The 23,535-nt window shown below is 73.4% G+C and carries 24 protein-coding genes and 1 pseudogene; 16 read left to right on the forward strand and 9 right to left on the reverse strand.

Translation table 11 applies throughout. The annotated features are described in order from the left end of the window. Positions 1-162 precede the first annotated feature (162 nt). Entirely contained in the window at positions 163-558 is a 396-nt protein-coding gene (locus tag ABZ340_RS32760; RefSeq protein ID WP_358785517.1) for a luciferase family protein, read from the forward strand. Positions 559-806: 248 nt separating this feature from the next. Continuing rightward, the gene (locus ABZ340_RS32765; protein WP_358785518.1) at positions 807-1,997 is read left to right on the forward strand and encodes a phosphodiester glycosidase family protein; all 1,191 of its coding nucleotides are present in this window, start codon (positions 807-809) and stop codon (positions 1,995-1,997) included. Between the two features lie 27 nt (positions 1,998-2,024). On the opposite strand, the gene ABZ340_RS32770 is transcribed toward ABZ340_RS32765, so the two are convergent. From ABZ340_RS32770 to ABZ340_RS32795, 6 genes are all read right to left on the reverse strand, one after another. Further along, positions 2,025-2,219, reverse strand: coding sequence for a hypothetical protein (locus ABZ340_RS32770; RefSeq protein WP_358785519.1), 195 nt, complete (start codon positions 2,217-2,219; stop codon positions 2,025-2,027). A 113-nt stretch (positions 2,220-2,332) separates the two neighbouring features. Further along, positions 2,333-3,199 (reverse strand): phosphatidylinositol-specific phospholipase C/glycerophosphodiester phosphodiesterase family protein, encoded by an 867-nt coding sequence (locus ABZ340_RS32775; protein ID WP_358785520.1) that lies wholly within the window; start codon positions 3,197-3,199, stop codon positions 2,333-2,335. 261 nt (positions 3,200-3,460) lie between these two features. Beyond that, the gene (locus ABZ340_RS32780; protein WP_358785521.1) at positions 3,461-4,579 is read right to left on the reverse strand and encodes an acyl-CoA dehydrogenase family protein; all 1,119 of its coding nucleotides are present in this window, start codon (positions 4,577-4,579) and stop codon (positions 3,461-3,463) included. Beyond that, positions 4,576-5,769 carry an acyl-CoA dehydrogenase family protein gene (locus ABZ340_RS32785; RefSeq protein WP_358785522.1) on the reverse strand — a complete coding sequence of 398 codons (1,194 nt, stop codon included), beginning with the start codon at positions 5,767-5,769 and terminating at the stop codon, positions 4,576-4,578. The genes ABZ340_RS32780 and ABZ340_RS32785 overlap by 4 nt, the downstream gene beginning before the upstream one ends. Next, positions 5,766-6,764, reverse strand: a complete 999-nt coding sequence (locus ABZ340_RS32790) for an NADPH:quinone oxidoreductase family protein (protein ID WP_358785523.1) — start codon at positions 6,762-6,764, stop codon at positions 5,766-5,768. The genes ABZ340_RS32785 and ABZ340_RS32790 overlap by 4 nt, the downstream gene beginning before the upstream one ends. 135 nt (positions 6,765-6,899) lie before the next feature. Next, on the reverse strand, positions 6,900-7,472 hold the full coding sequence (locus ABZ340_RS32795; protein WP_358785524.1) for an XRE family transcriptional regulator: 573 nt from the start codon (positions 7,470-7,472) through the stop codon (positions 6,900-6,902). Positions 7,473-7,548: 76 nt separating this feature from the next. On the opposite strand from ABZ340_RS32795, the gene ABZ340_RS32800 reads away from it, so the two are divergent. The 5 genes from ABZ340_RS32800 to ABZ340_RS32820 all read left to right on the forward strand — a co-directional run bounded on the left by ABZ340_RS32800 (position 7,549) and on the right by ABZ340_RS32820 (position 12,360). Further along, the gene (locus ABZ340_RS32800) at positions 7,549-8,568 is read left to right on the forward strand and encodes an NAD(P)/FAD-dependent oxidoreductase (protein WP_358785525.1); all 1,020 of its coding nucleotides are present in this window, start codon (positions 7,549-7,551) and stop codon (positions 8,566-8,568) included. A 29-nt stretch (positions 8,569-8,597) separates the two neighbouring features. Continuing rightward, positions 8,598-10,136 carry an ATP-dependent DNA ligase gene (locus ABZ340_RS32805; protein ID WP_358785545.1) on the forward strand — a complete coding sequence of 513 codons (1,539 nt, stop codon included), beginning with the start codon at positions 8,598-8,600 and terminating at the stop codon, positions 10,134-10,136. Continuing rightward, a complete protein-coding gene (locus ABZ340_RS32810; protein ID WP_358785526.1) occupies positions 10,133-10,606 on the forward strand; it encodes an NUDIX domain-containing protein in 474 nt (157 codons plus the stop codon). The genes ABZ340_RS32805 and ABZ340_RS32810 overlap by 4 nt, the downstream gene beginning before the upstream one ends. 106 nt (positions 10,607-10,712) lie before the next feature. Then, positions 10,713-12,098 (forward strand): NADP-dependent succinic semialdehyde dehydrogenase, encoded by a 1,386-nt coding sequence (locus ABZ340_RS32815; protein WP_358785527.1) that lies wholly within the window; start codon positions 10,713-10,715, stop codon positions 12,096-12,098. A gap of 25 nt (positions 12,099-12,123) precedes the next feature. After that, positions 12,124-12,360 (forward strand): DUF6213 family protein, encoded by a 237-nt coding sequence (locus tag ABZ340_RS32820; protein ID WP_029386670.1) that lies wholly within the window; start codon positions 12,124-12,126, stop codon positions 12,358-12,360. Here ABZ340_RS32820 and ABZ340_RS32825 read toward each other — a convergent pair. Next, on the reverse strand, positions 12,348-13,040 hold the full coding sequence (locus tag ABZ340_RS32825) for a transcriptional regulator (RefSeq protein WP_358785528.1): 693 nt from the start codon (positions 13,038-13,040) through the stop codon (positions 12,348-12,350). The two genes, ABZ340_RS32820 and ABZ340_RS32825, sit on opposite strands and share 13 nt — an antisense overlap. A gap of 197 nt (positions 13,041-13,237) precedes the next feature. Here ABZ340_RS32825 and ABZ340_RS32830 point away from each other — a divergent pair. From ABZ340_RS32830 to ABZ340_RS32840, 3 genes and pseudogenes are all read left to right on the forward strand, one after another. Beyond that, positions 13,238-14,305: pseudogene (locus ABZ340_RS32830) on the forward strand (type III polyketide synthase); the annotation flags it as partial. A 1-nt stretch (position 14,306) separates the two neighbouring features. Continuing rightward, a complete protein-coding gene (locus ABZ340_RS32835) occupies positions 14,307-15,533 on the forward strand; it encodes a cytochrome P450 (protein WP_358785529.1) in 1,227 nt (408 codons plus the stop codon). 7 nt (positions 15,534-15,540) lie between these two features. Beyond that, positions 15,541-16,062, forward strand: coding sequence for a cupin domain-containing protein (locus ABZ340_RS32840; protein ID WP_358785530.1), 522 nt, complete (start codon positions 15,541-15,543; stop codon positions 16,060-16,062). On the opposite strand, the gene ABZ340_RS32845 is transcribed toward ABZ340_RS32840, so the two are convergent. Further along, positions 16,059-17,285, reverse strand: coding sequence for an acyl-CoA dehydrogenase family protein (locus ABZ340_RS32845; protein ID WP_358785531.1), 1,227 nt, complete (start codon positions 17,283-17,285; stop codon positions 16,059-16,061). The genes ABZ340_RS32840 and ABZ340_RS32845 overlap by 4 nt on opposite strands. Before the next feature lie 168 nt (positions 17,286-17,453). On the opposite strand from ABZ340_RS32845, the gene ABZ340_RS32850 reads away from it, so the two are divergent. Beyond that, positions 17,454-18,101, forward strand: coding sequence for a TetR family transcriptional regulator (locus tag ABZ340_RS32850; RefSeq protein ID WP_358785532.1), 648 nt, complete (start codon positions 17,454-17,456; stop codon positions 18,099-18,101). A gap of 16 nt (positions 18,102-18,117) precedes the next feature. On the opposite strand, the gene def is transcribed toward ABZ340_RS32850, so the two are convergent. After that, positions 18,118-18,657 carry a peptide deformylase gene (gene def / locus ABZ340_RS32855; protein ID WP_358785533.1) on the reverse strand — a complete coding sequence of 180 codons (540 nt, stop codon included), beginning with the start codon at positions 18,655-18,657 and terminating at the stop codon, positions 18,118-18,120. Positions 18,658-18,830: 173 nt separating this feature from the next. On the opposite strand from def, the gene ABZ340_RS32860 reads away from it, so the two are divergent. The 5 genes from ABZ340_RS32860 to ABZ340_RS32880 all read left to right on the forward strand — a co-directional run bounded on the left by ABZ340_RS32860 (position 18,831) and on the right by ABZ340_RS32880 (position 23,530). Then, positions 18,831-20,069: a MurT ligase domain-containing protein gene (locus ABZ340_RS32860; RefSeq protein ID WP_358785534.1), complete on the forward strand. Its 1,239-nt coding sequence runs from the start codon at positions 18,831-18,833 to the stop codon at positions 20,067-20,069. 23 nt (positions 20,070-20,092) lie between these two features. After that, positions 20,093-20,821, forward strand: a complete 729-nt coding sequence (locus ABZ340_RS32865) for a glutamine amidotransferase (protein ID WP_358785535.1) — start codon at positions 20,093-20,095, stop codon at positions 20,819-20,821. A gap of 257 nt (positions 20,822-21,078) precedes the next feature. Next, positions 21,079-22,104: a 6-phosphofructokinase gene (locus ABZ340_RS32870; protein WP_358785536.1), complete on the forward strand. Its 1,026-nt coding sequence runs from the start codon at positions 21,079-21,081 to the stop codon at positions 22,102-22,104. Between the two features lie 115 nt (positions 22,105-22,219). After that, positions 22,220-23,170, forward strand: a complete 951-nt coding sequence (locus tag ABZ340_RS32875) for a cytochrome c oxidase assembly protein (protein ID WP_358785537.1) — start codon at positions 22,220-22,222, stop codon at positions 23,168-23,170. 186 nt (positions 23,171-23,356) lie between these two features. Further along, a complete protein-coding gene (locus tag ABZ340_RS32880; RefSeq protein ID WP_358785538.1) occupies positions 23,357-23,530 on the forward strand; it encodes a hypothetical protein in 174 nt (57 codons plus the stop codon). The last annotated feature ends 5 nt before the right edge of the window (positions 23,531-23,535 follow it).

Below are 23,535 nucleotides of genomic sequence, written 5' to 3' on the forward strand. Positions count from 1 at the left end.
GACCCCATCCGGCACGATCTGGCCGAGGGGCTGCGCGGGCTTCGGCCCGGGGCCCCCGCGCGGCGCTTCCCGCGTCCGGGCCGGACACTCGGCTCCCTCACGTACTGGTTACAAAACGCTCAACCTCTGGTTGCGGCGCGGTGAGCGCGCAACGATAAGCCCATGACTCTGGCCCAGCGTGCCCTGGAGCGTCTGGAAGCCTGGCCCGACCTGTCCTCGGGTCCGGCCGGCTGCGGTACCGGGCGGGCGCTCCGCTCCGTCCGGGACGAGATCGTGCACTTCCACTCCGACCGGGACGTGGACCTGCACCTCACTCGCCGGGCCATCCAGCGCTTCCACTACGACCTGGTCGGCTCCAGCGCGATCCATCTGATCCCCGGTTCCCCCTGGGTGACCGTGCACCTCGACTGCGAGACGGACGTCGATCTGCTGCTGAGCCTGGTGAGCATCGCCCTGAAGGCTCACCAGACGTGGCCCGCCGCCGGGGCGCCGGTGCCGGGCGGCTGCAACTACCACCGGGTCGCGGTGCTGCCGCGCGACGGCGCCGGGACCGGCTGAGCCGGCGAGCCGCACGCGCCCGAACGGGGTGCGTTTTCCCGCCGTTCTCGCGCCGTCGGCGCGATCGACCCCCGGGATGCCCTCGTCCTCTGCTGCACTTCCCCTGTGAGCTCCGAGAGCTCCGAGAGCGCTGCGTTCTCTGCGAGCACTGCGAGCTCTGTTCCGGAAGGAAGTTGACGAAGCGTCAGGGGGTCGGTGTGAGACGTCATCGCGGGCGGTTCCGGACGGGTGGCAGAGCGGTACTGGCGATGTTCATGGCATGCGGCGCCCTGGCCGGCGCGGCCCTCGCGGGGGCGGCGCCGGCCGGTGCCGCGCAGGAAGCCTCCGCGATCGCGCCGGGTGTCACCTACGAGGAGTTCGACATCCCGGCGGCCAAGGGGACAGCGCACGCCCATGTGCTCCGCGTCGACCTGCGCGACCCGCACGTCCGCCTCGGCCTGCTGCACCCGGGTGCGGTGGCCGCGCGGGCGCCCGTCTCCCGGCTGGCCGACGCCCAGGGCGCCGTCGCCGGGGTCAACGGCGACTTCTTCAACATCACCGAGACCCAGCATCCGGGCGTGGAGGCGACCGGCGCGAGCGTGGGACCGGCGATCGCGGACGGACGGGCGCTGAAGGCGGCGGTGCCAAGCGGCCAGCGTTTCGGGCCCGCGCTGCCGCCCGGCACCTCCACGGAGGACGTGTTCGGGGTGGGGGCGGACCGGCGGGCCCGGCTGGACGGACTGGCCCTCGATGGGTCGGTCCGCACGCCCGAGGGGCGGCTGCCGCTCGGCGGGCTCAACCAGTACGCGCTGCCGGTCGGTTCGGTCGGCGCGTTCACCGGCGCCTGGGGCGGCGCCTCCCGGGTGCGGGCCACCTGCGGCACGGACACGGACCGGGCCGCGCCGTGCAGCGCGGACACCCACGAGGTCACGGTCCGGGGCGGCCGGGTGGTGTCCACGTCCGCGACGCCCGGCGGCGGCCCCATCGCCCCGGGCACGACCGTGCTGGTGGGGCGGGAGGCCGGGGCGCGGCAGCTGCGGAAGCTGGCGGTGGGCGCGTCCGTGCGGGTGCGGCACCGGCTGGTGGCGTCCGCGTCCCGGGTGCCGTACCGCTTCGCGCTCGGCGGCTACCCGGTGCTCGCGGACGGCCGCCCGCTGCCGGGCCTCGACGACCGCACCGCGGCCGTGCGCACCGCCGTGGGCATCGCGGACGGCGGGCGGCGTGTCCTGCTGCTGGCGCTGGACGGGGCACCCGCGTACCGCGCCGGCCTGACCATCGCCGAGGTGGCCGCCACCCTGCGCGCGCTGGGCGCGCGGGACGCCTTCAGCCTGGACGGCGGCGGTTCGACGACGCTGGTCGCCCGCGCGCCCGGGGCGGCCGGCGTCTCGGTGCGCAACCACCCGAGCGGAGGCGCCGAGCGCCCCGTGCCGAACGGCATCGGGGTCTTCTCGACGCCCTGAGGGCCGTCCTGAGATCCGTCCTGAGGATCAGGGTCTGAGGCTGCCGACGATGTCCGCCGTGGCCGTGAGGCCGCTCTGGATGGTCGGGGCGATGCTCGTGCTGGCCAGGTAGAAGCCCAGCAGCAGGCAGACCAGCGCGTGTGAGATCTTCAGCCCGCCGTTGCGCACGAAGATCACCGCCAGGACCGAGAGCAGCAGCACCACAGAGATGGAAATGGCCATCGTCAACCTCCTCCGCCACGTCCGCTTCGCGGCATTCGGCCGCAAGTGTGGCGTAGCGGAGGGTTCATCCGGGCGGCTGACCTGTCCTCCGAACGTGTGGTGTCCGGCCCCGTTCAGCCCTGGCGCGCGTCCAGGAACGCCTCCAGCCCCGCGAGGTCGTCGGTGTTGAGGTGGTCGACGCCGGCGGCGAGCAGTTCGGCCCACAGGGCGTCCCGGGCGGGCCCGGGCGTGTCGGGGGTGGCCCAGAAGCGCACGCGCTGCCCGCGTGTGTGCGCGGCCCGGACGAGGGTCCGCAGTTTCTCCCGTTCGGCGCCCGGGAAGGCGCCCACGCCCCGCCAGGTGAAGTTCAGGGTCCAGTTGTCGCTGATCAGCGGGGCGAAGGAGGCCGGCGCGGGGCCGCCGAGGTCGGCGAGGCGGCCGTCGTAGAAGGCCCGCCGCACGGCCTGGACCTCCATCGGCGCGCGGGCCGCCCGGTCGCCGGAGACCACCACGGTGACCGGGCCGGTGCGGACGCGGCCGTGGGCGTACGTCGTGAACAGGTGCCGGTAGCGGCTCAATCGGCGGTCGAGTTCCAGGTAGGTGGACGCGCCCTCGGTCTTGATGTCGACGAGGAGTTGCAGCGATCCGCGGTGACCGCGGTACACCCGGCCGTGGTGCGCCCGCACCCGGGCGGCGAGCGGGTCGAGGTAGAGGGATTCGAGGGTGCGGGCCGGGTCGAGGTCCTCGGGGTCGTGGGCGACGAGGAGCCGGCCGCCGACGAGGTGGATGTCGGCTTCGACGCTGCCGAAGCGGTGGTCGAGGGCGTCGAGGAGGGGGCGCGGGTGCTCGTAGTCGTTGTGGGCGTGGGCGCGCCACAACGGGCTCGGACGGTGCGGGTGTCCACCGGCGAAGGCGGTGGCGGTGGCGGCGGGCAGGACGACCGAGCCCGCGAGGGCGGCGCCGAGGGTGGTGAGGGCTCTGCGACGGGTGGTGAGGGCCATGCTCTGCCTCCCTGGAGTTGCCGTGCGGGACCCCTGCGAGTATGGGGCCCGGCGGACTCAAGGAGCAGACACGTGCGGAGAGTTGGCCGGACTGCCGCCGTACGTTCACTTCGCCGGAGGACGGCCTCGGAGGACGGTCTCGGAGGAGAGTCTCGGAGGCCGGCGTCGGAGGCCGGCGTCGGAGGCCGGCGTCGGAGGCCGGCGCACGGGAGAGCCCGCCCCGAGGGGGCGGGCTCTCCCCGCGCTTCACGCAGGTGTACGTCAGGGAGCCTGGAGGTCGACGAGACCGGCCAGCGCCTCCCGGTGGGCGCCCGCGGTGCCGTACGCGATCGAGTCGGCCTTGGCCCGCTTCAGGTACAGGTGGACCGGGTGCTCCCAGGTCATGCCGATACCGCCGTGCAGTTGCAGCGCCTCCTCGGCGGCGTGGACGGCGACGGGGGCCGCGTACGCCTGGGCGACGGCCACCGCCACGTCGGCGTCCCGCCCGGTCGCCAGGGCGTCCGCCGCGTTGCGGGCGGCGGCGCGCAGGTGGGCGACCTCCAGCCACAGCTGGGCGAGCCGGTGCTTGAGCGCCTGGAAGCCGCCGACGGGCCGGTTGAACTGCTTGCGCTCCTTGAGGTAGCGCACGGTCTCCGCCAGCGTCCAGTCGGCGAGCCCGAGTTGCTCGGAGGCCAGCAGCCCGGCCCCGGCGCGCAGGGCGCGGTGTACGGCGGGGGCCGCGTCGCCGAGCCGGCGTGCGGGCGCCCCGTCGAGGGTGACCGTGGCCAGGGGGCGGGTCGGGTCCAGGGACACCTGCGGGGTGACGGTCGCGGCACCGGCCTCGACCGCGTGGAGCCCGCCGTCGTCCGCGGGCACGAGCAGGACGTCGGCGACGGCGGCGTCGGCGATGCCGGTCAGCTCGCCGCTCAGGGTGCCGTTCTCGAGCCGTACGGTCTTGAAGGCGGCGCCCGGGGCAGTGTGCAGGCCGACCGCGAGAGCGCCGGTCCTCCGCCCGCCGGCCAGGCCGGCGAGCAGCTCGCCGTCCTCGCAGGCCAGCAGCGCCTCGGTGGCGACGACGGCGCTGGTGAGGTACGGCACGGGGGCCACGGCCCGGCCCAGCTCCTCCAGGACGACGGCGGCCTCGCGGTGGCCGGCGCCCTGGCCGCCGTACTCCTCGGGGATCAGGAGCCCGGCCATGCCCATGCTGTCGGCGAGGGACTTCCACAGGGAGGGGTCGTGCGGGGCGTCCGACTCCGTGCGCGTGATCACGCCCGCCGCGTCGCAGTGGTCGGTGAGCAGGTCGCGGACGGCGGCGCGGACCGCCTCCTCCTCCTCGGAGTGGAGGAGATCGGGCTGGGCGCTCCCGGAATTCCCAGAGCTCACGGTGTTCACGGTGCTCATCGGGCCAGGTCCTTCCAGGCGACGTCCTTGTCGGTGCGCGGCTCGGCGGGCAGCCCGAGGACGCGCTCGGCGACGATGTTCAGCAGGACCTCGCTGGTCCCGCCCTCGATGCTGTTGCCCTTGGCGCGCAGATAGCGGTATCCGGCATCGCGGCCGGTGAAGTCCACCAGCTCCGGGCGGCGCATGGTCCAGTCGTCGTACAACAGGCCCTCCTCACCGAGGAGTTCCACCTCCAGGCCGCTGATCTCCTGGTTGAGGCGGGCGAAGGCGAGCTTCATGCCGGCGCCCTCGGGGCCGGGCTGGCCGGCGGCGAGCTGCTGGCGCAGCCGCTCGCCGGTGAGGCGGGCGACCTCGGCCTCGACCCACAGCTTCAGCAGGCGCTGGTGCAGGTCGTGGGTGCGCAGCTCGGGACGTTCGCGCCAGGTCTTCGCCACCGGGCCGATCATGCCGCCCTCGCGGGGCAGCCGGGCGCCTCCGATGGCGACGCGCTCGTTGTTGAGCGTGGTCTGCGCGACCCGCCAGCCGTCGCCGGCCTCGCCCAGGCGGTGGGAGTCGGGGATGCGGACGCCGGTGAGGAAGACCTCGTTGAACTCGGCCTCGCCGGTGATCTGGCGCAGCGGCCGGACCGCGACGCCGGGGTCGGTCATGTCGCAGACGAAGTACGTGATGCCGCGGTGCTTGGGCACGTCCGGATCGGTGCGGGCGATGAGGATGGCCCAGCGGGCGAGGTGGGCGCTGGAGGTCCACACCTTCTGCCCGTCGACGACCCAGTCGTCGCCGTCCCGGACGGCCCGGGTGCCGAGCGCGGCCAGGTCGGACCCGGCGCCGGGCTCGCTGAAGAGCTGGCACCAGACCTCCTCGCCCGTCCACAGGGGGCGCAGGAACCGCCGCTTCTGCTCCTCGGTGCCGTACTGGAGGATCGTCGGCGCGGCCATGCCGAGGCCGATGCCGATGCGGCGCGGGTCGTTGTCGGGGGCGCCCGCGGCGGCCAGTTCGGCGTCCACCACCGGCTGGAGGGAGCGGGGGGCGCCCAGGCCGCCGAGGCCCTCGGGGAAGTGCACCCAGGCCAGTCCGGCGTCGAAGCGGGCGCGGAGGAAGTCCAGGCGGCCGGTGGTGGCGGGCGGGTGCGCGGCCAGCAGTTCCTGTGTGCGGCGGCGCAGTCCGGCCGCGTCGGCCTGGCTGTTCGTCATGCGGCGGCTCCGTTCTCCCGTGCCGGTACGGCGTTCTGCTGTGCCGGTACGACGACCACGCGGCCCGTGGTGAGCCCGTCGGCGACGCGCTGCACGGCGGCGGCGGCCTCGTCCAGCGGCACGCGCTCGCTCACCAGCGGCTTGATCGCGCCCCGGGCGGCCAGGTCGGTGAGCTGTTCGTGGCAGTGCCGGACCAGCTTGGGGTTCTTGGTGTTGTACAGGCCCCAGTGCAGGCCGAGGATCGAGTAGTTCTTCACCAGGGCGTGGTTCAGGGCGGGGGCGGGGATCGTGCCGCCGGCGAAGCCGACGACGACGATCCGGCCCTCGAAGGCGACGGTCTTGGCGGACTGGGTGTAGGCGTCGCCGCCCACGGGGTCGTAGACGACGTCCGCGCCGTGCCCGCCGGTGGCCTCCTTCACGGCGGCGACGACGTCCTCGCTCCGCCGGTCGATCACCACGTCGCAGCCCAGCTCCCGGGCGACGGCGGCCTTCTCCGCGCCGCCGACGACACCGATGACGCGGGCGCCGGCCGCCTTGCCGAGCTGGACGGCCGCGCTGCCGACCCCGCCCGCGGCGGCGTGCACGAGCAGTGTCTCGCCGGCCTCCAGCCGGGCCCGGCGGTGCAGGCCGAACCAGCCCGTCTGGTAGCCGATGTGCAGGGCGGCGGCCTCGGCGTCGTCCAGGGCGTCCGGTGCGGGCAGCAGGGCGGCGGCGTCCGCGACGGCGTACTCGGCGAAGCCGCCGTGGGGCAGCACCGGGTTGGCGAGGACGCGGCGCCCGTCCTCGGTCTCGCCGCAGATCTCCACGCCCGGCGTGAACGGCAGCGGCGGCCGGACCTGGTACCGGCCCCGGCACAGCAGGGCGTCCGGGAAGTTGACGTTCGCGGCCCTCACCTTCAGCAGGACCTGGCCCTCGCCGGGCACGGGCGGCGCCGTGTCCGTCCGGCGCATCACCTCGCCCGGCTCACCGTTCTCGTGCACCTGCCATGCCTGCATGCGGGCCCTCCACGCGACTGTCCGACCGGGGTCCACCGCATACTAAGCGGTCGCTTGCCCTTCGGGGAACAGCCCCACGGGAACAGCCGCGCGGGAGCGTCCCGGGAAGGGTTCGGCGGACCCGGCCGCGGCGGCTCACGACCGCTTCGGCCGCGCCCGCACGTGCATCCGCTCCCCCTGCGGCCCGAACAGGCTCAGGAACTCCACCGGCCCCTCCCCCGTCGACCCGAACCAGTGCGGCACGCGCGTGTCGAACTCGGCGGCCTCCCCGGCGGAGAGGACCACGTCGTGCTCGCCCAGCACCAGCCGCAGCCGGCCCGACAGCACGTACAGCCACTCGTACCCCTCGTGCGTGCGCGGATCGGGCTCGGCCGTGCGCTGCGGCTCGAACACCTTGAACGCCTGGAGCCCGCCGGGCTGACGGGTGAGCGGCCAGTGGGTGCGCCCCTCCCGCACGATCGGCTCGGCCCGCACCCGGGGGTCCCTCACCGGCGGGGCGCCGACCAGTTCGTCCAGCGGCACCTGGTGGGCCCGCGCGATCGGCAGCAGCAGCTCCAGGCTGGGCTTGCGCAGCCCGGACTCCAGCCGCGACAGCGTGCTCACCGAGATGCCGGTCGCCTCCGACAGCCCGGCCAGGGTCACCTCCCGCTCCTTGCGGAGCCTGCGCAGCCTCGGGCCCACGCCCGCCAGAACATCGTCCGTCGTCATGCACTTATTGCAGTTTCGGCAAACACGATTGTCAATCGCCCGTACATCGGCGACCTTGTTCTCGGAGGTGGTAACCATGTTCAAGAACAACGCCGATCAGCACACCGGCCGACGGACCGAACGGCACACCGACCGCTACGACGTGGCCGTCGTCGGAGGCGGCGCGGCGGGGCTGTCCGCCGCCCTGGTCCTGGGACGGGCCCGGCTGCGCACCCTGGTGGTCGACGCGGGCGAGCCGCGCAACGCGCCCTCGTCCCACATGCAGGGCTACCTGTCGCGGGACAGCATGGCCCCGGCCGAGTTCCTGGCGCTCGGCCGGGAGGAGATCGCGCGCTACGGCGTCGAACTCGTCCGGGACCGGGCCGTGGACGTCACCCGCGGCGAGGACTTCGCCGTGGAGCTGGGCGGCGGACGCACCGTCCACGCGCGCCGGCTGGTCGTCGCCACCGGGCTGAAGGACGAACTGCCGGCGGTGCCCGGCGTCGCCGAGCGGTTCGGCCGGGACGTGCTGCACTGCCCGTTCTGCCATGGCTGGGAGGTGCGCGACGAGCCCTTCGGCGTGCTGGGCACGGGCCCGATGAGCGTGCACCAGGCGCTGATCGTGTCCCGGTGGTCGAAGGACGTCACCCTCTTCCTGCACACCCTCGCCGAGGAGGAGCTGTCCGACCTGGACCTGCGCCGCCTCGCCGCGGCCGGCGTCAAGGTGGTGCCCGGCGAGGTCGCCGGGCTCGTGGTCGAGGACGACCGGATCACCGGGGTGCGGCTCACCGGGGGCACCCCCTCCGGGGATGGCCCGGTCCACGAGCTCTCGGTGGTCTTCGTCGGCCCGCGCGCCGTCCCGCAGACCGGGCTGCTGGAGAAGCTCGGCGCGGAACTGGAGGAGACCCCGCTCGGCGCCTACCCGGTGGTGGACCGGACCGGGCTGACGACCGTGCCCGGGGTGTGGGCGGCGGGCAACGCGACCGGCTTCGCCGAGCAGGTCGTGCACGCGGCGAGCGGCGGCTACCGCGCGGCGACGGCGATCGTCGGCGACCTGCTCATGGCGGACCTGGACGCGGCACTGGGGGCGGAGGCGCAGCTGGGGGCGAAGGTGTAGGAGTGCCTCCCCGGGTGCATCCTGACTGCATGCTGCTCGCCCGGCTGGCCCAGGTGTCCCGGGAGGTCGCCGCCGCCTCGGCGCGCTCCCGCAAGACCGCGCTGCTCGCGGAGCTCTTCCGGGACGCGGAGGCCGACGACGTCCCCGTGGTCATCCCCTACCTGGCGGGGCGGCTGCCGCAGGGCAGGCTCGGCGTCGGCTGGAAGGCGCTGGCCCGGCCCGTCGCCCCGGCCGCCGCACCGTCCCTGACCGTGCGGGAGACCGACGCCCGCCTCACCGAGCTCGGCGCGGTCTCCGGCCCCGGCTCCCAGGCCGAGCGCGCCCGGCTGGTCGGGGAGCTGATGGGCCGGGCCACCGAGGACGAGCAGCGCTTCCTGCGCGGCCTGCTCACCGGCGAGGTCCGCCAGGGCGCCCTGGACGCCGTCGCCGTCGAAGGGCTGGCGCGGGCGACCGGGGCACCGGCGGCGGACGTGCGCCGGGCGGTGATGCTCGCGGGCTCGCTCCAGGCGGTGGCCGGGGCGCTGCTCGCCGACGGGCCGGCCGCGCTGGACCGGTTCCGGCTCACCGTGGGCCGCCCGGTGCTGCCGATGCTCGCCCACAGCGCCTCCTCGGTGGCCGAGGCGGTCGAGCGGCTCGGGGCCTGCGCGGTGGAGGAGAAACTGGACGGCGTCCGCGTCCAGGTGCACCGCGACGGCTCCACCGTACGGGTCCACACCCGCACCCTGGACGACATCACCGGCCGGCTGCCCGAGGTGACGCGGGCCGCGCTCGCCCTGCCCGGCGAGCGGTTCGTCCTGGACGGCGAGGTGATCTCCTTCGGCGCCGACGGCCGGCCCCGCTCGTTCCAGGAGACCGCCGGGCGCGTCGGCTCCCGCGCGGACGTCGCCGCAGCCGCCCGGGAGGTCCCCGTCTCCCCTGTCTTCTTCGACGCGCTCTCGGCCGGCGGCCGGGACCTGCTGGACCTGCCGCTGGCCGAGCGGCACGCGGAGCTGGCCCGGCTGGTCCCGGAGCCGATGCGGGTACGGCGGACCCTCGTCTTTGGCCCGGCGGACACCCGGCGGGCGGAGGAGTTCCTCGCCGAGACCCTGGCCCGCGGCCACGAGGGGGTCGTGGCCAAGGCCCTCAACGCCCCCTACAGCGCCGGGCGGCGCGGCGCGTCCTGGCTGAAGGTCAAGCCCGTGCACACCCTCGACCTGGTCGTCCTGGCCGCCGAGTGGGGCCACGGCCGCCGCACCGGCACGCTGTCCAACCTCCACCTGGGCGCCCGCACCGCCGACGGCTCCTTCACCATGCTCGGCAAGACCTTCAAGGGCCTGACCGACGCCCTGCTGGCCTGGCAGACCGAGCGGCTGCGGGAACTGGCGGTCGAGCACCACGCCTGGGGTGTGACCGTGCGCCCCGAACTCGTCGTCGAGATCGCCTACGACGGCCTCCAGCGCTCCCCCCGCTACCCGGCCGGCGTCACCCTCCGTTTCGCCCGCGTGGTCCGCTACCGCGAGGACAAGCGCCCGGACGAAGCGGACACGGTGGAGGCGCTCACGGCCGCCCACCCGCGGGTGCGGCCGTGACCGGGCCCGCCGGGAGGCGCAGCGCCGGGCTGCTCCTCCACCGCCGCACCGGCGACGGCCCTCAGGTGCTGCTCGGCCACATGGGCGGCCCGTTCTTCGCCCGCCGCGACGCCGGGGCGTGGACGGTCCCCAAGGGCGAGTACGGCCCCGGCGAGTCCGCCTGGGAGGCGGCCCGGCGCGAGTTCGAGGAGGAGCTCGGACTGCCGCCGCCCGACGGGGAGGCCGTACCGCTGGGCGAGGTCCGGCAGGCGGGCGGCAAGACCGTCACGGCCTGGGCGGTCGAGGCCGACCTGGACCCGGCGGCGATCACCCCCGGCACCTTCCGCAGGGAGTGGCCGCCGGGGTCGGGGCGGATCCGGGAGTTCCCCGAGCTGGACCGGGTGGCGTGGTTCGCGCCGGAACGGGCCAGGGAGGTGATCGTGAAGGCACAGGCCGCGTTTCTCGACCGGCTGGCGGAGCACTCGCGGTGAGGGTGCCTGTCCGCGTTGCGGCCCCCACGGGGGCGCGCGAAGGTCGAGAGGCGCCGAACGGCGCACACAGCGCCGCACAGCACAGTTCGCTCCAAGGAGGCCAGCCATGCCCATCGCCACGGTGAACCCGGCCAACGGCGAGACGCTCCGGACGTACGACGCCATGGACGAGGACGAGATCGAGCGCCGCCTCCGGCTCGCCGAGGCCACCTTCCGCACCTACCGGACGACGCCGTTCGACGAGCGGGCCCGGCTGATGCACGCCGCCGCCGACCTGCTGGAGCAGGACCAGCAGGAGATCGGCCGCGTGATCACCACCGAGATGGGCAAGCCGGTCCGGCAGGCGCGCGCCGAGGCGGCCAAGTGCGCCAAGGCGATGCGCTGGTACGCCGACCACGCCGCGCGGCTGCTCGCCGACGAGGAGCCCGACGCGTCCGACGTGAAGGACTCCGGCGCCTCCCGCGTCCTGGTCCGCTACCGGCCGATGGGCCCGGTGCTCGCCGTGATGCCGTGGAACTTCCCGCTGTGGCAGGTGATCCGGTTCGCCGCGCCCGCGCTGATGGCGGGCAACGTGGGCCTGCTCAAGCACGCCTCGAACGTGCCGCAGACCGCCCTGTACCTGGAGGACCTGTTCCACCGGGCGGGCTTCGCCGAGGGCTGCTTCCAGACCCTCCTCATCGGCTCCGCGCAGGTCGACGACGTCCTGCGCGACGAGCGGGTCAAGGCGGCCACCCTCACCGGCAGCGAGCCCGCGGGCCGCGCGGTCGCCTCCACCGCCGGGGAGATGATCAAGAAGACGGTGCTGGAGCTGGGCGGCAGCGACCCCTTCGTCGTCATGCCGTCGGCCGACCTGGACCGGGCCGCCGAGGTCGCGGTGAACGCGCGGTGCCAGAACGCCGGGCAGTCCTGCATCGCCGCCAAGCGGTTCATCGTGCACGCGGACGTCTACGACGCCTTCGCCGAGCGCTTCGTCGCGGGCATGAGGGCGCTGAAGGTCGGCGACCCGATGGACGAGGAGACCGAGGTCGGCCCGCTCTCCAGCGAGCGGGGCCGCCAGGACCTGGAGGAGCTGGTCGAGGACGCGGTGCGGGGCGGCGCCACCGTGCTGTGCGGTGGCGAACGCCCCGACGGGCCCGGCTGGTACTACCCGCCGACCGTGCTGGCCGGCGTCACCCGTGCCCTGCGCATCCACCGGGAGGAGGCGTTCGGCCCGGTGGCCACGCTGTACCGCGCGGCCGACCTGGACGAGGCGGTGCTGATCGCCAACGACACCGACTTCGGGCTGAGTTCGAACGTGTGGACGCGCGAGGAGGCCGACGTCGACCGGTTCGTGCGGGACCTGGAGGCGGGCGGCGTGTACGTCAACGGGATGACGGCCTCCCACCCGGCGTTCCCGTTCGGCGGGGTGAAGCGGTCGGGGTACGGGCGTGAGCTGTCCGGGCACGGAATCCGCGAGTTCTGCAACATCACCACCGTGTGGCACGGAGCGTGAGGCTTCCGCGGCTACGATCCCTTTTGTGAACCGCGAAGTGACTCTGCCTCTGATCGTCGACGACCGCGGTACCTTGCAGGTGGCTGCGGCCGACGTGAGCAAACTGCTGCGTACGGTGGGCGGGCGGTGGCTGCGTCTGGTGGAGGCCGGGCAGGACGGGCTGGACGAGGACACCGTCGCCGCGCTCACCATCGAGCTGGCCAAGCTGGCCGACCGGATCGACGTGGCGTGCATCGCCCACAGCAGCGGTCAGTCGACCTGACCGGGCCTGCCGCCGCCCTGCTCCCGCTCCCACAGCGTGTGCCAGAACATCGCCTCGTAGCTCTGCAGCAGCCGCCCGTAGCGGTGGACGAGCCGCTCGCTCAGCCGTCCCGCGTCCAGCGCCGCCTGCACGGCGGCCGTCGCCTGCCGCTCCAGGACGGGCGAGGGCTCGGCGAAGAAGTCGAAGAAGGCGCACGCCTCGTCACCGAAGCCGTAGTGGCGGCGCAGCGCGGCGGCGATCGTCGCGCAGTAGCCGCCCCACGCCGAGAAGTTGGCGTGCAGGGCGAGCACGGTCTCGGCCGGTGAGCCGTTGAGCGCCAGCCAGGCGGCGTAGGCGGGATAGGCCTGGCAGCCCGGCAGCGGGTCGTACGCCACCGCGCGCTCCTCGGTCACGCCGCAGGCCGCCGCGAACGCCTCCAGCCGCTCCGCGGCCAGTGCCTCGCCCTCGGCGAGCGTGGTGAAGTACGCGGCGGTCTCCGGCGCGTCGGCGGCCCGCTGCGCCAGGTACTGGAAGGCGCGGCGGTCCGCGGCGATCACCCACCGCTGCTCCAGCGCGAGCGCGGCGAGCGTGTCCCGGCCGGCCGCGCCCCGCGCCACCAGCGGCACGAGCCGGTTGGCGCGCGGGTCCGGAGCCAGTCTCCCGGTGGTCGTCTCCAGCAGTTCCCTGGCCGTCCGGGTCATCGCGTCCTCCATCGGTCGGTGTCCTGCGGTGCCGCTCCGGTCCACCAGCATCCCCGGGACGGAGTAGTCCGGCGAGAGATCGCCGCCCCGCCGGGTGATCGTTGGGTGAACACCCCCAGGGGGCTGCCCGGCAGATTCCCTGGCGGCACACCACTTTCTGACCGGGGGGCGCAGGGCCTTCCGGGAGGCGAAAGCAGGCACGGTTCATGGCGACTTTGTGCAGACCCTCGGTGTCCGTTCCAGAGCACGTGATCACGATGGAGGAGACGCTGGAGCTGGCGCGTGAGCGCCACGCCGACCACCCCCAACTGCCGCTGGCCCTCCGCCTGATCGAGAACACCGGCGTGCGCACCCGGCACATCGTGCAGCCCATCGAGGAGACCCTCAAGCACCCCGGCTTCGAGGAGCGCAACAAGCTCTACGAGGCCGAGGCCAAGGCCCGGGTGCCGGCGGTGATCCAGCGGGCCCTGGACGACGCGGAGCTCCTCACCACCGACATCGACGTGATCATCTACGTCTCGTGCACGGGCTTCATGATGCCCTCGCTCACCGCGTGGCTGATCAACGAGATGGGCTTCGACAGCACCACGCGCCAGATACCCATAGCCCAGCTGGGCTGCGCGGCCGGCGGCGCGGCGATCAACCGGGCCCACGACTTCTGCACGGCCTACCCCGAGGCCAACGCGCTGATCGTGGCCTGCGAGTTCTGCTCGCTGTGCTACCAGCCCACCGACATCGGCGTCGGCTCGCTGCTGTCCAACGGCCTCTTCGGCGACGGCATCGCCGCCGCGGTGGTCCGCGGCCGGGGCGGCACCGGCGTGCGGCTGGAGCGCAACGGCTCGTACCTGATCCCCAAGACAGAGGAGTGGATCATGTACGACGTGAAGGCGACCGGCTTCCACTTCCTGCTGGACAAGCGGGTGCCGGCCACCATGGAGCCCCTGGCACCGGCGCTGAAGGACCTGGCCGACACCCACGGCTGGGACGCCTCCGACCTGGACTTCTACGTCGTCCACGCGGGCGGGCCCCGCATCCTGGACGACCTCAGCAAGTTCCTGAAGGTCGACCCGCACGCCTTCCGGTTCAGCCGGGCCACGCTCACCGAGTACGGCAACATCGCCAGCGCCGTCGTCCTGGACGCGCTGCGCCGCCTGTTCGACGACGGCGGGGCCGAGCACCGGGCGCGCGGGCTGCTGGCCGGGTTCGGTCCCGGCATCACCGCGGAGATGTCCCTGGGCCGCTGGCAGATCACGGACGAGACGTGAGATGAGCGAAGAAACGATTCCCCCACCCGAGTCCCCGGCCCTGCCGCCCGTCCGGGACTGGCCGGCGCTCGACCTGCCCGGCACGGACTTCGACCCGGTCCTGCGCGAGCTGATGGCCGAGGGCCCCCTCACCCGCATCAAGCTGCCCAACGGCGAGGGCTGGGCGTGGCTGGTGACCCGCTACGACGACGTGCGGACGGTCACCAACGACCCCCGCTTCGGCCGCGAGGCCGTCATGGACCGGCAGGTCACCCGGCTCGCCCCGCACTTCATCCCGGCACGCGGCGCGGTCGGCTTCCTCGACCCGCCCGACCACACCCGGCTGCGCCGCTCGGTGGCCGCCGCCTTCACGGCGCGGGGCGTGGAACGCGTCCGCGAGCAGGCCCGCTCCCTGCTCGGCGAACTGGTCGACGCGATGCTGGAGGCGGGCCCGCCCGCCGACCTCACCGAGGCGGTGCTGAGCCCCTTCCCCATCGCGGTGATCTGCGAGCTGATGGGCGTCCCGGCCGCCGACCGGCACGCCATGCACACCTGGACCCAGCTCATCCTGTCCTCCGCGCACGGCGCCGAGGTCAGCGAGAAGGCCAAGCAGGAGATGGGCGCCTACTTCTCCGGCCTCGTCGCCCTGCGGGAGGACAGCACCGACGAGGACGTCACCTCGCTGCTGGGCGCCGCCGTGGGCCGGGGCGAGGTCACCCTGGAGGAGGCCGTCGGACTGGCGGTGCTGCTCCAGATCGGCGGCGAGGCGGTCACCAACAACAGCGGGCAGATGTTCTTCACCCTGCTGACCCGTCCCGAGCTGGCCGAACGGCTGCGCTCCGAGCCGGAGATCCGGCCCCGGGCCATCGACGAGCTGCTGCGCTGGATCCCGCACCGCAACGCGGTCGGGCTCTCCCGCATCGCGCTGGAGGACGTGGAGCTGCACGGGACGCGGATCCGGGCGGGCGACGCGGTCTACGTGTCGTACCTGGCCGCCAACCGCGACCCGGACGTCTTCCCCGACCCGGAGGCGATCGACTTCTCCCGCAGCCCCAACCCGCACGTGTCCTTCGGCTTCGGCCCGCACTACTGCCCGGGCGGCATGCTGGCCCGGCTGGAGTCCGAGCTGCTGGTCGACGCGCTGCTGGACCGGGTGCCGGGCATGAAGCTGGCGGTGCCGCCCGAGGAGGTGCCCTTCAAGAAGGGCGCGCTGATCCGCGGGCCCGAGGCCCTGCCCGTGACCTGGTGAGCGGCCGATGACGGCGACACAGGGGCTGCTGGTGCCACCGGGCCACGGCCGGGTCGTGCAGGCGCCCGCCCAGCACGTGACGTTCAAGGTGACCGGTTCGCACTCGCGGATGGCGTCCACCTTCGAGGTGATCGTGCCGCCGGGCTTCGACGTCGGCGCCCACGTGCACACCCGCAGCGAGGAGTTGTTCTACGTCCTCGAAGGCGAGCTGGACGTGCTCGCCTTCGAGCCCCGCGTCCGCACCCCCGACAACTGGCAGAAGTGGGAGTCGAGCACGGGCGACCGGGTGGTGCGCGCCACCCCGGGCACGCTCATCGTCGTACCGCCCGGCTGCCCGCACGCGTTCGCCAACCCGACGGACGAGCCCGCGAAGATGTTCTTCCAGGCCGCCCCGCCCCCGGACCACGAGCGGTACTTCGAGGAACTGCTGGAGATCCTGGGGGACGGGGGCCCGCCGGACCACGCGGCGATCGAGGAGCTGCGCAGGCGGTACGACATCGAGCAGCTGACGCCGCTTCGGCACCGCTAGCGGATCGGCATGCCCGACAGGGTGCGGGCGATCACCAGCCGCTGGATCTCGCTCGTCCCCTCGAAGATGGTGTAGATGGCCGCGTCGCGGTGCATCCGCTCCACCGGATACTCGCGCGTGTACCCGTTGCCGCCCAGGATCTGGATGGCCTGGGCGGTGACCTTCTTCGCCGTCTCGCTGGCGAACAGCTTGGACATCGAGCCCTCGGCGGCGGTGAACGGCCTGCCGTTGACCGCCATCCACGAGGCGCGCCACACCAGCAGCCGGGCCGCGTCGATCTGCGTGCGCATGTCGGCGAGCTGGAAGGCGACGCCCTGGTTGTCGATGATCGGGCGGCCGAACTGCTCGCGGGTCTGCGCGTACTCCAGCGCCACCTCGTACGCGGCCCGCGCGGTGCCGACCGCCATCGCGCCGACCGCCGGACGGGACGCCTCGAACGTCGCCATCGCGGCGTTCTTCACGCGCTCACCGCCCTTCCTCGCCTTCTCCCGGGCGCGGGCGAGGCGCTCGTCCAGCTTCTCCTTGCCGCCGAGCAGGCAGGAGCCGGGCACCCGGACGTTGTCGAGGATCACCTCGGCGGTGTGCGAGGCGCGGATGCCGTGCTTCTTGAACTTCTGGCCCTGGGACAGGCCCGGCGTGCCCGGCGGGACGATGAAGGAGGCGTGCCCCTTGGAGCCCAGCTCCGGGTCGACGACGGCGACGACGACGTGGACGTTGGCGATGCCGCCGTTGGTCGCCCACGTCTTGGTGCCGTTGATCACCCACTCGTCCTTGGCCTCGTCGTACACGGCACGGGTGCGCATGGAGGCGACGTCGGAGCCGGCGTCGGGCTCGGAGGAGCAGAAGGCGGCGACCTTGACGTCGGTCGCGTCGCCGTACATCTGCGGGATCCAGGTGCCGATCTGCTCGTCGGTGCCGTTGGCGAGGACGCCGACGGCGGCCAGGCCGGTGCCGACGATGGACAGGGCGATGCCCGCGTCGCCCCAGAACAGCTCCTCCATCGTCATGGGGATGCCGAGGCCGGTGGCGTCGAAGTACTGCTGGGCGTAGAAGTCGAGGGAGTAGATGCCGACCTTCGCGGCCTCCTGGATGACCGGCCAGGGGGTCTCCTCGCGCTCGTCCCACTCGGCGGCGGCGGGACGGATCACGTCGGCGGCGAAGCCATGGAGCCAGTCCCGGACCTCCTTCTGCTCGTCGTTGAGCTCCATGGTGAACTCGGCCATGTCCCCTCCAGCGGTGCACGTGCATGTTACTTGCAGTAACGCCGAGTCTGTTACCGGCCGGTAGGAAAGTCAACAGCCGACGGTCCGCCGGCAGCCGTTCGAGGTCCGGGGCGCGGTCAGTGTTAGTTTGCGCAGGCGTCACCGAATCAGCACGGGTGGGGAGAGCACATGGACACCACGCAGCGGACCGATCAGCAGCGGTCCACCGACCGCCGGCGGCGGGAGCTGCTGGAGGCCGCCGACCGGGTGGTGCTGCGCGACGGCCCGCAGGCCTCGATGAACGCCATCGCCGCCGAGGCGGGCATCACCAAGCCGATCCTCTACCGGCACTTCGGCGACAAGGGCGGGCTGTACGCCGCGCTCGCCCGGCGGCACACCGACGCCCTGCTCTCCTCGCTGCGGGCGGCCCTGGACGCTCCGGCCGACCGCAGGGAACGGGTCGAGTCCACGCTGGAGACGTATCTGGCGGCCATCGAGGCGCGCCCCCAGGTGTACCGCTTCCTGATGCATCCGGCGGAGGGCAGCGCCGCCCAGCGCGAGCAGGGCTTCGACGCCGGCAGGCACTCCGCTCCGCTGCTGCGCCGCATGGGCGAGGAACTGGCCCAGGTCATCGAGGAGCGGGTCGACCTCGGCCCGGACGGCCGGCAGCTGGCGCGGGTGTGGGGCCACGGCATCGTCGGCATGATGCACGCCGCCGGGGACTGGTGGCTCGGGGAACGGCCCTGCTCCCGCGAGGAGCTGGTCCGGGGCCTGGCCGACCTGCTGTGGGGGCGCCTGGCGGCGGCGGGCGACCGGGCCGACGGCCCCGGCTTCTGAGCGGCTCCCGGCCCCGTCACCGGCTCCAGGGGGCCCGCGCGGCCCGGCGCATGAGCCGGCGGTGCCGCCACCCCGTGACCCGGTCGGCGTACACCCGCCCGTCGAGGTGGTCGCACTCGTGCTGCAGGCACCGGGCGAAGAAGCCGGTGCCCTCGACCCTCACCGGCTCCCCGGTCACCGTGACGCCCTCGACCACGGCACGGTCGTACCGCTCGGTCCCCGCTTCCAGGCCGGGCAGCGACAGACAGCCCTCCGGGCCCCGCACCACCACGCCGTCCGTCTCCACCAGCCGCGGGTTCACCACGTGGCCGAGGTGGCGGACGTCCTCGTCGTCCGGGCAGTCGTAGACGAACACCCGCAGCCCCTCGCCGGCCTGGTTGGCGGCCAGGCCGACGCCCCGGGCGGCGTACATGGTCGCGAACAGGTCCTCCACCAGGCGGGCCAGTGCGGGACCGAAGTCCGTGACCGGGGCACAGGGGGTGTGCAGGACGGGGTCGCCGAGGAGGGTGAGGGGCCGTACGCGCCCGCGGGCGCCCGGGATCGAGCCGTGTCGCATGGCGGCAAGAGTAAGGTCCATTCGTCCCGCACCCGCCGCGCGGTCCGCCCGCCGGTCCGCCCGGCCGGTGCCGGGATTCGGGAGTGCGAGGGGATCTCGATAGGCTGAGGTCCACACCACGTGGCCGTCAGGCTTGAAGAGCGCGGCGCGTACGCAAGGAGGATCGAGAACTGATGGCAGGCAACTCGGACCCGCTCACGCCGCGGGCCAAGCTGGCCGTGACCGCGGGCAAGGCGGTCGCGGCGGCATCCCGCGCCGCGGGGCGCGGCAGCGGTTCGGTGATCGGCGGCCGGGTGGCCCTCAAGCTCGACCCCGACCTGCTCGCCCGGCTCGCCCAGAACCTGGACGTCGTCCTGGTCTCGGCGACCAACGGCAAGACCACCACCACCCGGCTCATCGCCGAGGCGCTGCGGGCCGCGGGCCCGGTCGTCTCCAACGCGCTCGGCGCCAACATGCCCGCCGGCATCACCTCGGCGCTCGCGGGCGGCTCGGACGCGAAGTACGGCGTGATCGAGGTCGACGAGAAGTACCTCGCCGGTGTCGCCCGCGACACCGACCCCAAGTGCATCGCGCTGCTCAACCTCTCCCGGGACCAGCTCGACCGCGCCGCCGAGACCCGCATGCTCGCCGAGAACTGGCGGGAGGGCCTGGCCGGCTCCAAGGCCGTCATCGTCGCCAACTGCGACGACCCGCTGGTGGTGTGGGCCGCCTCCTCCTCTCCCAACGTGGTCTGGGTCGCCGCCGGGCAGATGTGGAAGGACGACGCCTGGTCCTGCCCCGCCTGCGGCGGCGTGATGCAGCGTCCGGGCGACGACTGGTTCTGCGGCGAGTGCGGCTTCCGCCGCCCCACCCCGACCTGGGCCCTGTCCGGCGACCACGTCCTCGACCCGCACGGCTCGGCCTGGCCCATCCACCTCCAGCTGCCGGGCCGCGCCAACAAGGCCAACGCCGCCTCCTCGGCGGCCGTCGCCGCCGTCTTCGGGGTGCCGCCGCAGGTCGCTCTGGAGCGCATGTACCAGGTGCAGGCGGTCGCCGGGCGCTACGACGTGGTCCAGTTCCAGGGCCGCGACCTGCGCCTGCTGCTCGCGAAGAACCCGGCCGGCTGGCTGGAGACGTTCTCCCTGATCGACCCGCCGCCGGCCCCGGTCATCCTCTCGGTGAACGCGCGCGGCGCCGACGGCACCGACACCTCCTGGCTGTGGGACGTCGACTACACCCGCCTGACCGGCCACCCGATCTGTGTCATCGGCGACCGGAAGCTGGACCTCGCGGTGCGCCTGGAGGTCGCGAACCAGCAGTTCCAGGTGTGCGAGAACCTCGACCAGGCGGTGCAGCTGTGCCCGCCGGGCCGGATCGAGGTCATCGCCAACTACACCGCCTTCCAGGACCTGCGCCGCCGCGTCGGCAACTGACACGACACCTGTAGGGGACTTTTGTGAGCGACAACCAGCTGCGGGTCGTCTGGATCTACCCGGACCTGCTCAGCACCTACGGCGACCAGGGCAACGTCCTGGTCGTGGAGCGCCGGGCCCGGCAGCGCGGCCTCGACGTGGCCCGGCTCGACGTGCGCAGCGACCAGCCGATCCCGACCTCCGGCGACATCTACCTCATCGGCGGCGGCGAGGACCGGCCGCAGCGGCTCGCGGCCGAGCGGCTGCGCCGCGACGGCGGTCTGTACCGGGCGGTGGAGAACGGCGCCATCGTGTTCTCGGTGTGCGCCGGCTACCAGATCCTCGGCCACGAGTTCGTCAACGACCTCGGCCAGCGCGAGCCCGGCCTCGGCCTGCTCGACGTGGTCTCGGTGCGCGGCGAGGGCGCGCGGTGCGTCGGCGACGTGCTCGGCGACATCGACCCGCGCCTGGGGCTGCCCCCGCTGACCGGCTTCGAGAACCACCAGGGCGTCACCCATCTGGGCCCGACCGCCCGCCCGTTCGCCCAGGTCCGCTTCGGCAACGGCAACGGCACCGGGGACGGCACGGAGGGCGCGTACAACGACACGGTCTTCGGCACGTACATGCACGGCCCGGTGCTGGCGCGCAACCCGCTCATCGCGGACCTGCTGCTGAAGCTGGCCCTCGACGTCAACGCGCTGCCGCCGACCGACGACCGCTGGTACGAGGCGCTGCGCGAGGAGCGCATCGCGGCCGCGCAGCAGCCTGCGTGAACACCGTTGCGCGGCAACCTGTGTGAACACGGCGGCGCAGCAGCCTGCGTGAACACAGTGGCGCAGCCTGCGTGACACCTTCCGTCAACGTGCGTGCCGGTGGCCCGTCTGACGCCCTGTCCGCACAGGTGAGCGGGGGCGTCCAGCAAGCGGACGCGTGGTTCGGCCCCGTCGCCCGATGCCGCTAGGGTGGCGGGGATCGAGCCGGACAGCGCGGTCCGGTCCCCCGCGCCCATGTTGAGAAGGTATTTCGGGCTATGCGCATTGGTGTCCTCACGTCCGGCGGCGACTGCCCCGGCCTGAACGCCGTCATCCGGTCCGTCGTGCACCGCGCCGTCGCCGACCACGGGGACGAGGTCGTCGGCTTCCGGGACGGCTGGAAGGGCCTCCTGGAGTGCGACTACCTCAAGCTCGACCTCGACGCGGTGGGCGGCATCCTCGCCCGCGGCGGCACCATCCTCGGCTCCTCCCGGGTCCGTCCCGAGCATCTGCGGGACGGCGTGGAGCGGGCCCGGGGGCACGTCGGGGAGCTGGGTCTCGACGCGATCATCCCGATCGGCGGCGAGGGCACGCTGAAGGCGGCCCGGCTGCTGTCCGACGCCGGCCTGCCGATAGTGGGTGTGCCGAAGACCATCGACAACGACATCGCCGTCACGGACGTCACCTTCGGCTTCGACACGGCCGTCGGTGTCGCGACCGAGGCCCTGGACCGGCTGAAGACCACCGCCGAGTCCCACCAGCGGGTGCTGATCGTGGAGGTCATGGGCCGCCACACCGGCTGGATCGCGCTGCACTCCGGCATGGCGGCCGGCGCCCACGCCATCGTCGTCCCCGAGCGGCCCTTCGACATCGACGAGCTGACCGCCAAGGTCGGCGAGCGGTTCGAGGCGGGCAAGCGGTTCGCCATCGTCGTCGCCGCCGAGGGTGCCAAGCCGAAGCCCGGCACCATGGAGTTCGACGAGGGCGGCAAGGACGTCTACGGCCACGAGCGCTTCGCCGGCATCGCCCGCCAGCTCTCCGTCGAGCTGGAGCGGCGCCTGGGCAAGGAGGCCCGGCCGGTGATCCTCGGGCACGTCCAGCGCGGCGGCACGCCGACCGCGTACGACCGGGTGCTCGCCACCCGCTTCGGCTGGCACGCGGTGGAGGCCGCGCACCGCGGCGAGTTCGGCATGATGACCGCGCTGCGCGGCACCGACATCGTGATGGTGCCGCTGGCCGAGGCCGTCGAGACGCTCAAGACGGTGCCGGCCGAGCGGTACGCCGAGGCGGAGTGCGTGCTGTAGGGCCTTCGACGGGGTCCCGTCGTGGAACCGCCCCCGGTCGCAGCCGCGGCCGGGGGCGGTTCTACTCTGGGTGCGGACAGACAGCACTCAACCCCCACGAAACAGGAGCCGGCGGATGGATCACAGCGGGCACGGCATGACGATGGATCTGCCGCCGTTCACGCTGGGGCGAGGTCTCGAATGGTCCACGGACCCCTTCTTCCTCGTCGCCTGCCTGCTGGGACTGGCGCTGTACGGCTGGGGCGTGGCCCGCCTGGTGCGGCGCGGCGACAGGTGGCCGGTGGGCCGCACCGTCGCGTACACGGCGGGCGTGCTGAGCATCGCGCTGATGATGTGCACCAAGCTGAACGACTACGGCATGGTCATGTTCAGCGTGCACATGGTGCAGCACATGGTGATCAGCATGGTGTCGCCGATCCTGATTCTGCTCGGCGCGCCCATCACGCTGGCGCTGCGCGCCCTGCCGACGGCGGGCCGCGGCCGGAAGGGGCCGCGCGAGCTGCTGCTGATGCTGCTGCACAGCCGCTACATGCGGATCATCACGCACCCCGCGTTCACCATCCCGCTGTTCATCGCGAGCCTGTACGGGCTGTACTTCACGCCGCTCTTCGACTTCCTGATGGAGTCCAGGCCGGGGCACATCGCGATGATGGTCCACTTCCTCGCCGTCGGCGTGGTCTTCTTCTGGCCGATCATGGGCGTCGACCCGGGACCGCACCGGCCCGGCTACCTGATGCGGATGCTGGAGCTGTTCGCGGGCATGCCGTTCCACGCCTTCTTCGGCATCGCGCTGATGATGGGCTCCACCGCCATGGTGGACACGTTCCGCAATCCGCCCGCCTCGCTCGGCATCGACGCCCTCTCGGACCAGAACGCGGCGGGCGGCATCGCCTGGGCGTTCAGCGAGGTCCCGTCGGTCCTGGTGCTCATCGCGCTGCTGTTCCAGTGGTACGCCTCGGAGAAGCGCCAGGCCCGGCGCAAGGACCGGGCCGCCGACCGCGACGGCGATAAGGAGCTGGAGGCGTACAACGCCTATCTGGCCTCGCTGAACGCACGCGGGAACTGAGGAGACCCGAGGAGACCCGAGGAGAACCGAGGAAAGACGCACGCGGGAGCCGAGGAGATCCGCCCCCAGCCCCCAGGAAATCCGGCCCGCACCCCCGGAAATCCGGCCCACATCCCGCCGCCCACACCGCACACAGGCGGAACGGGGGCACCATGGAGGGCAACGGACCATGAGGAGGGTGCCGCGATGCCCGGTTCCACGGACGGTTCAACGAAGACGATGGGGGTGCTCACCGTCGGCGGTCTCGTCGCGGTGACGGCCTACACGGTGGCGCTCGGCAGCAACGGCTGGCTGTGGTTCGGCTGGGTCGTCCTGGGCCTGATCACCCTCGGCATGATCGCCACCACCCGGAGCACCTGAGAGCC

Source organism: Streptomyces sp. NPDC006134, assembly GCF_040628835.1.
Lineage (GTDB): Bacteria > Actinomycetota > Actinomycetes > Streptomycetales > Streptomycetaceae > Streptomyces.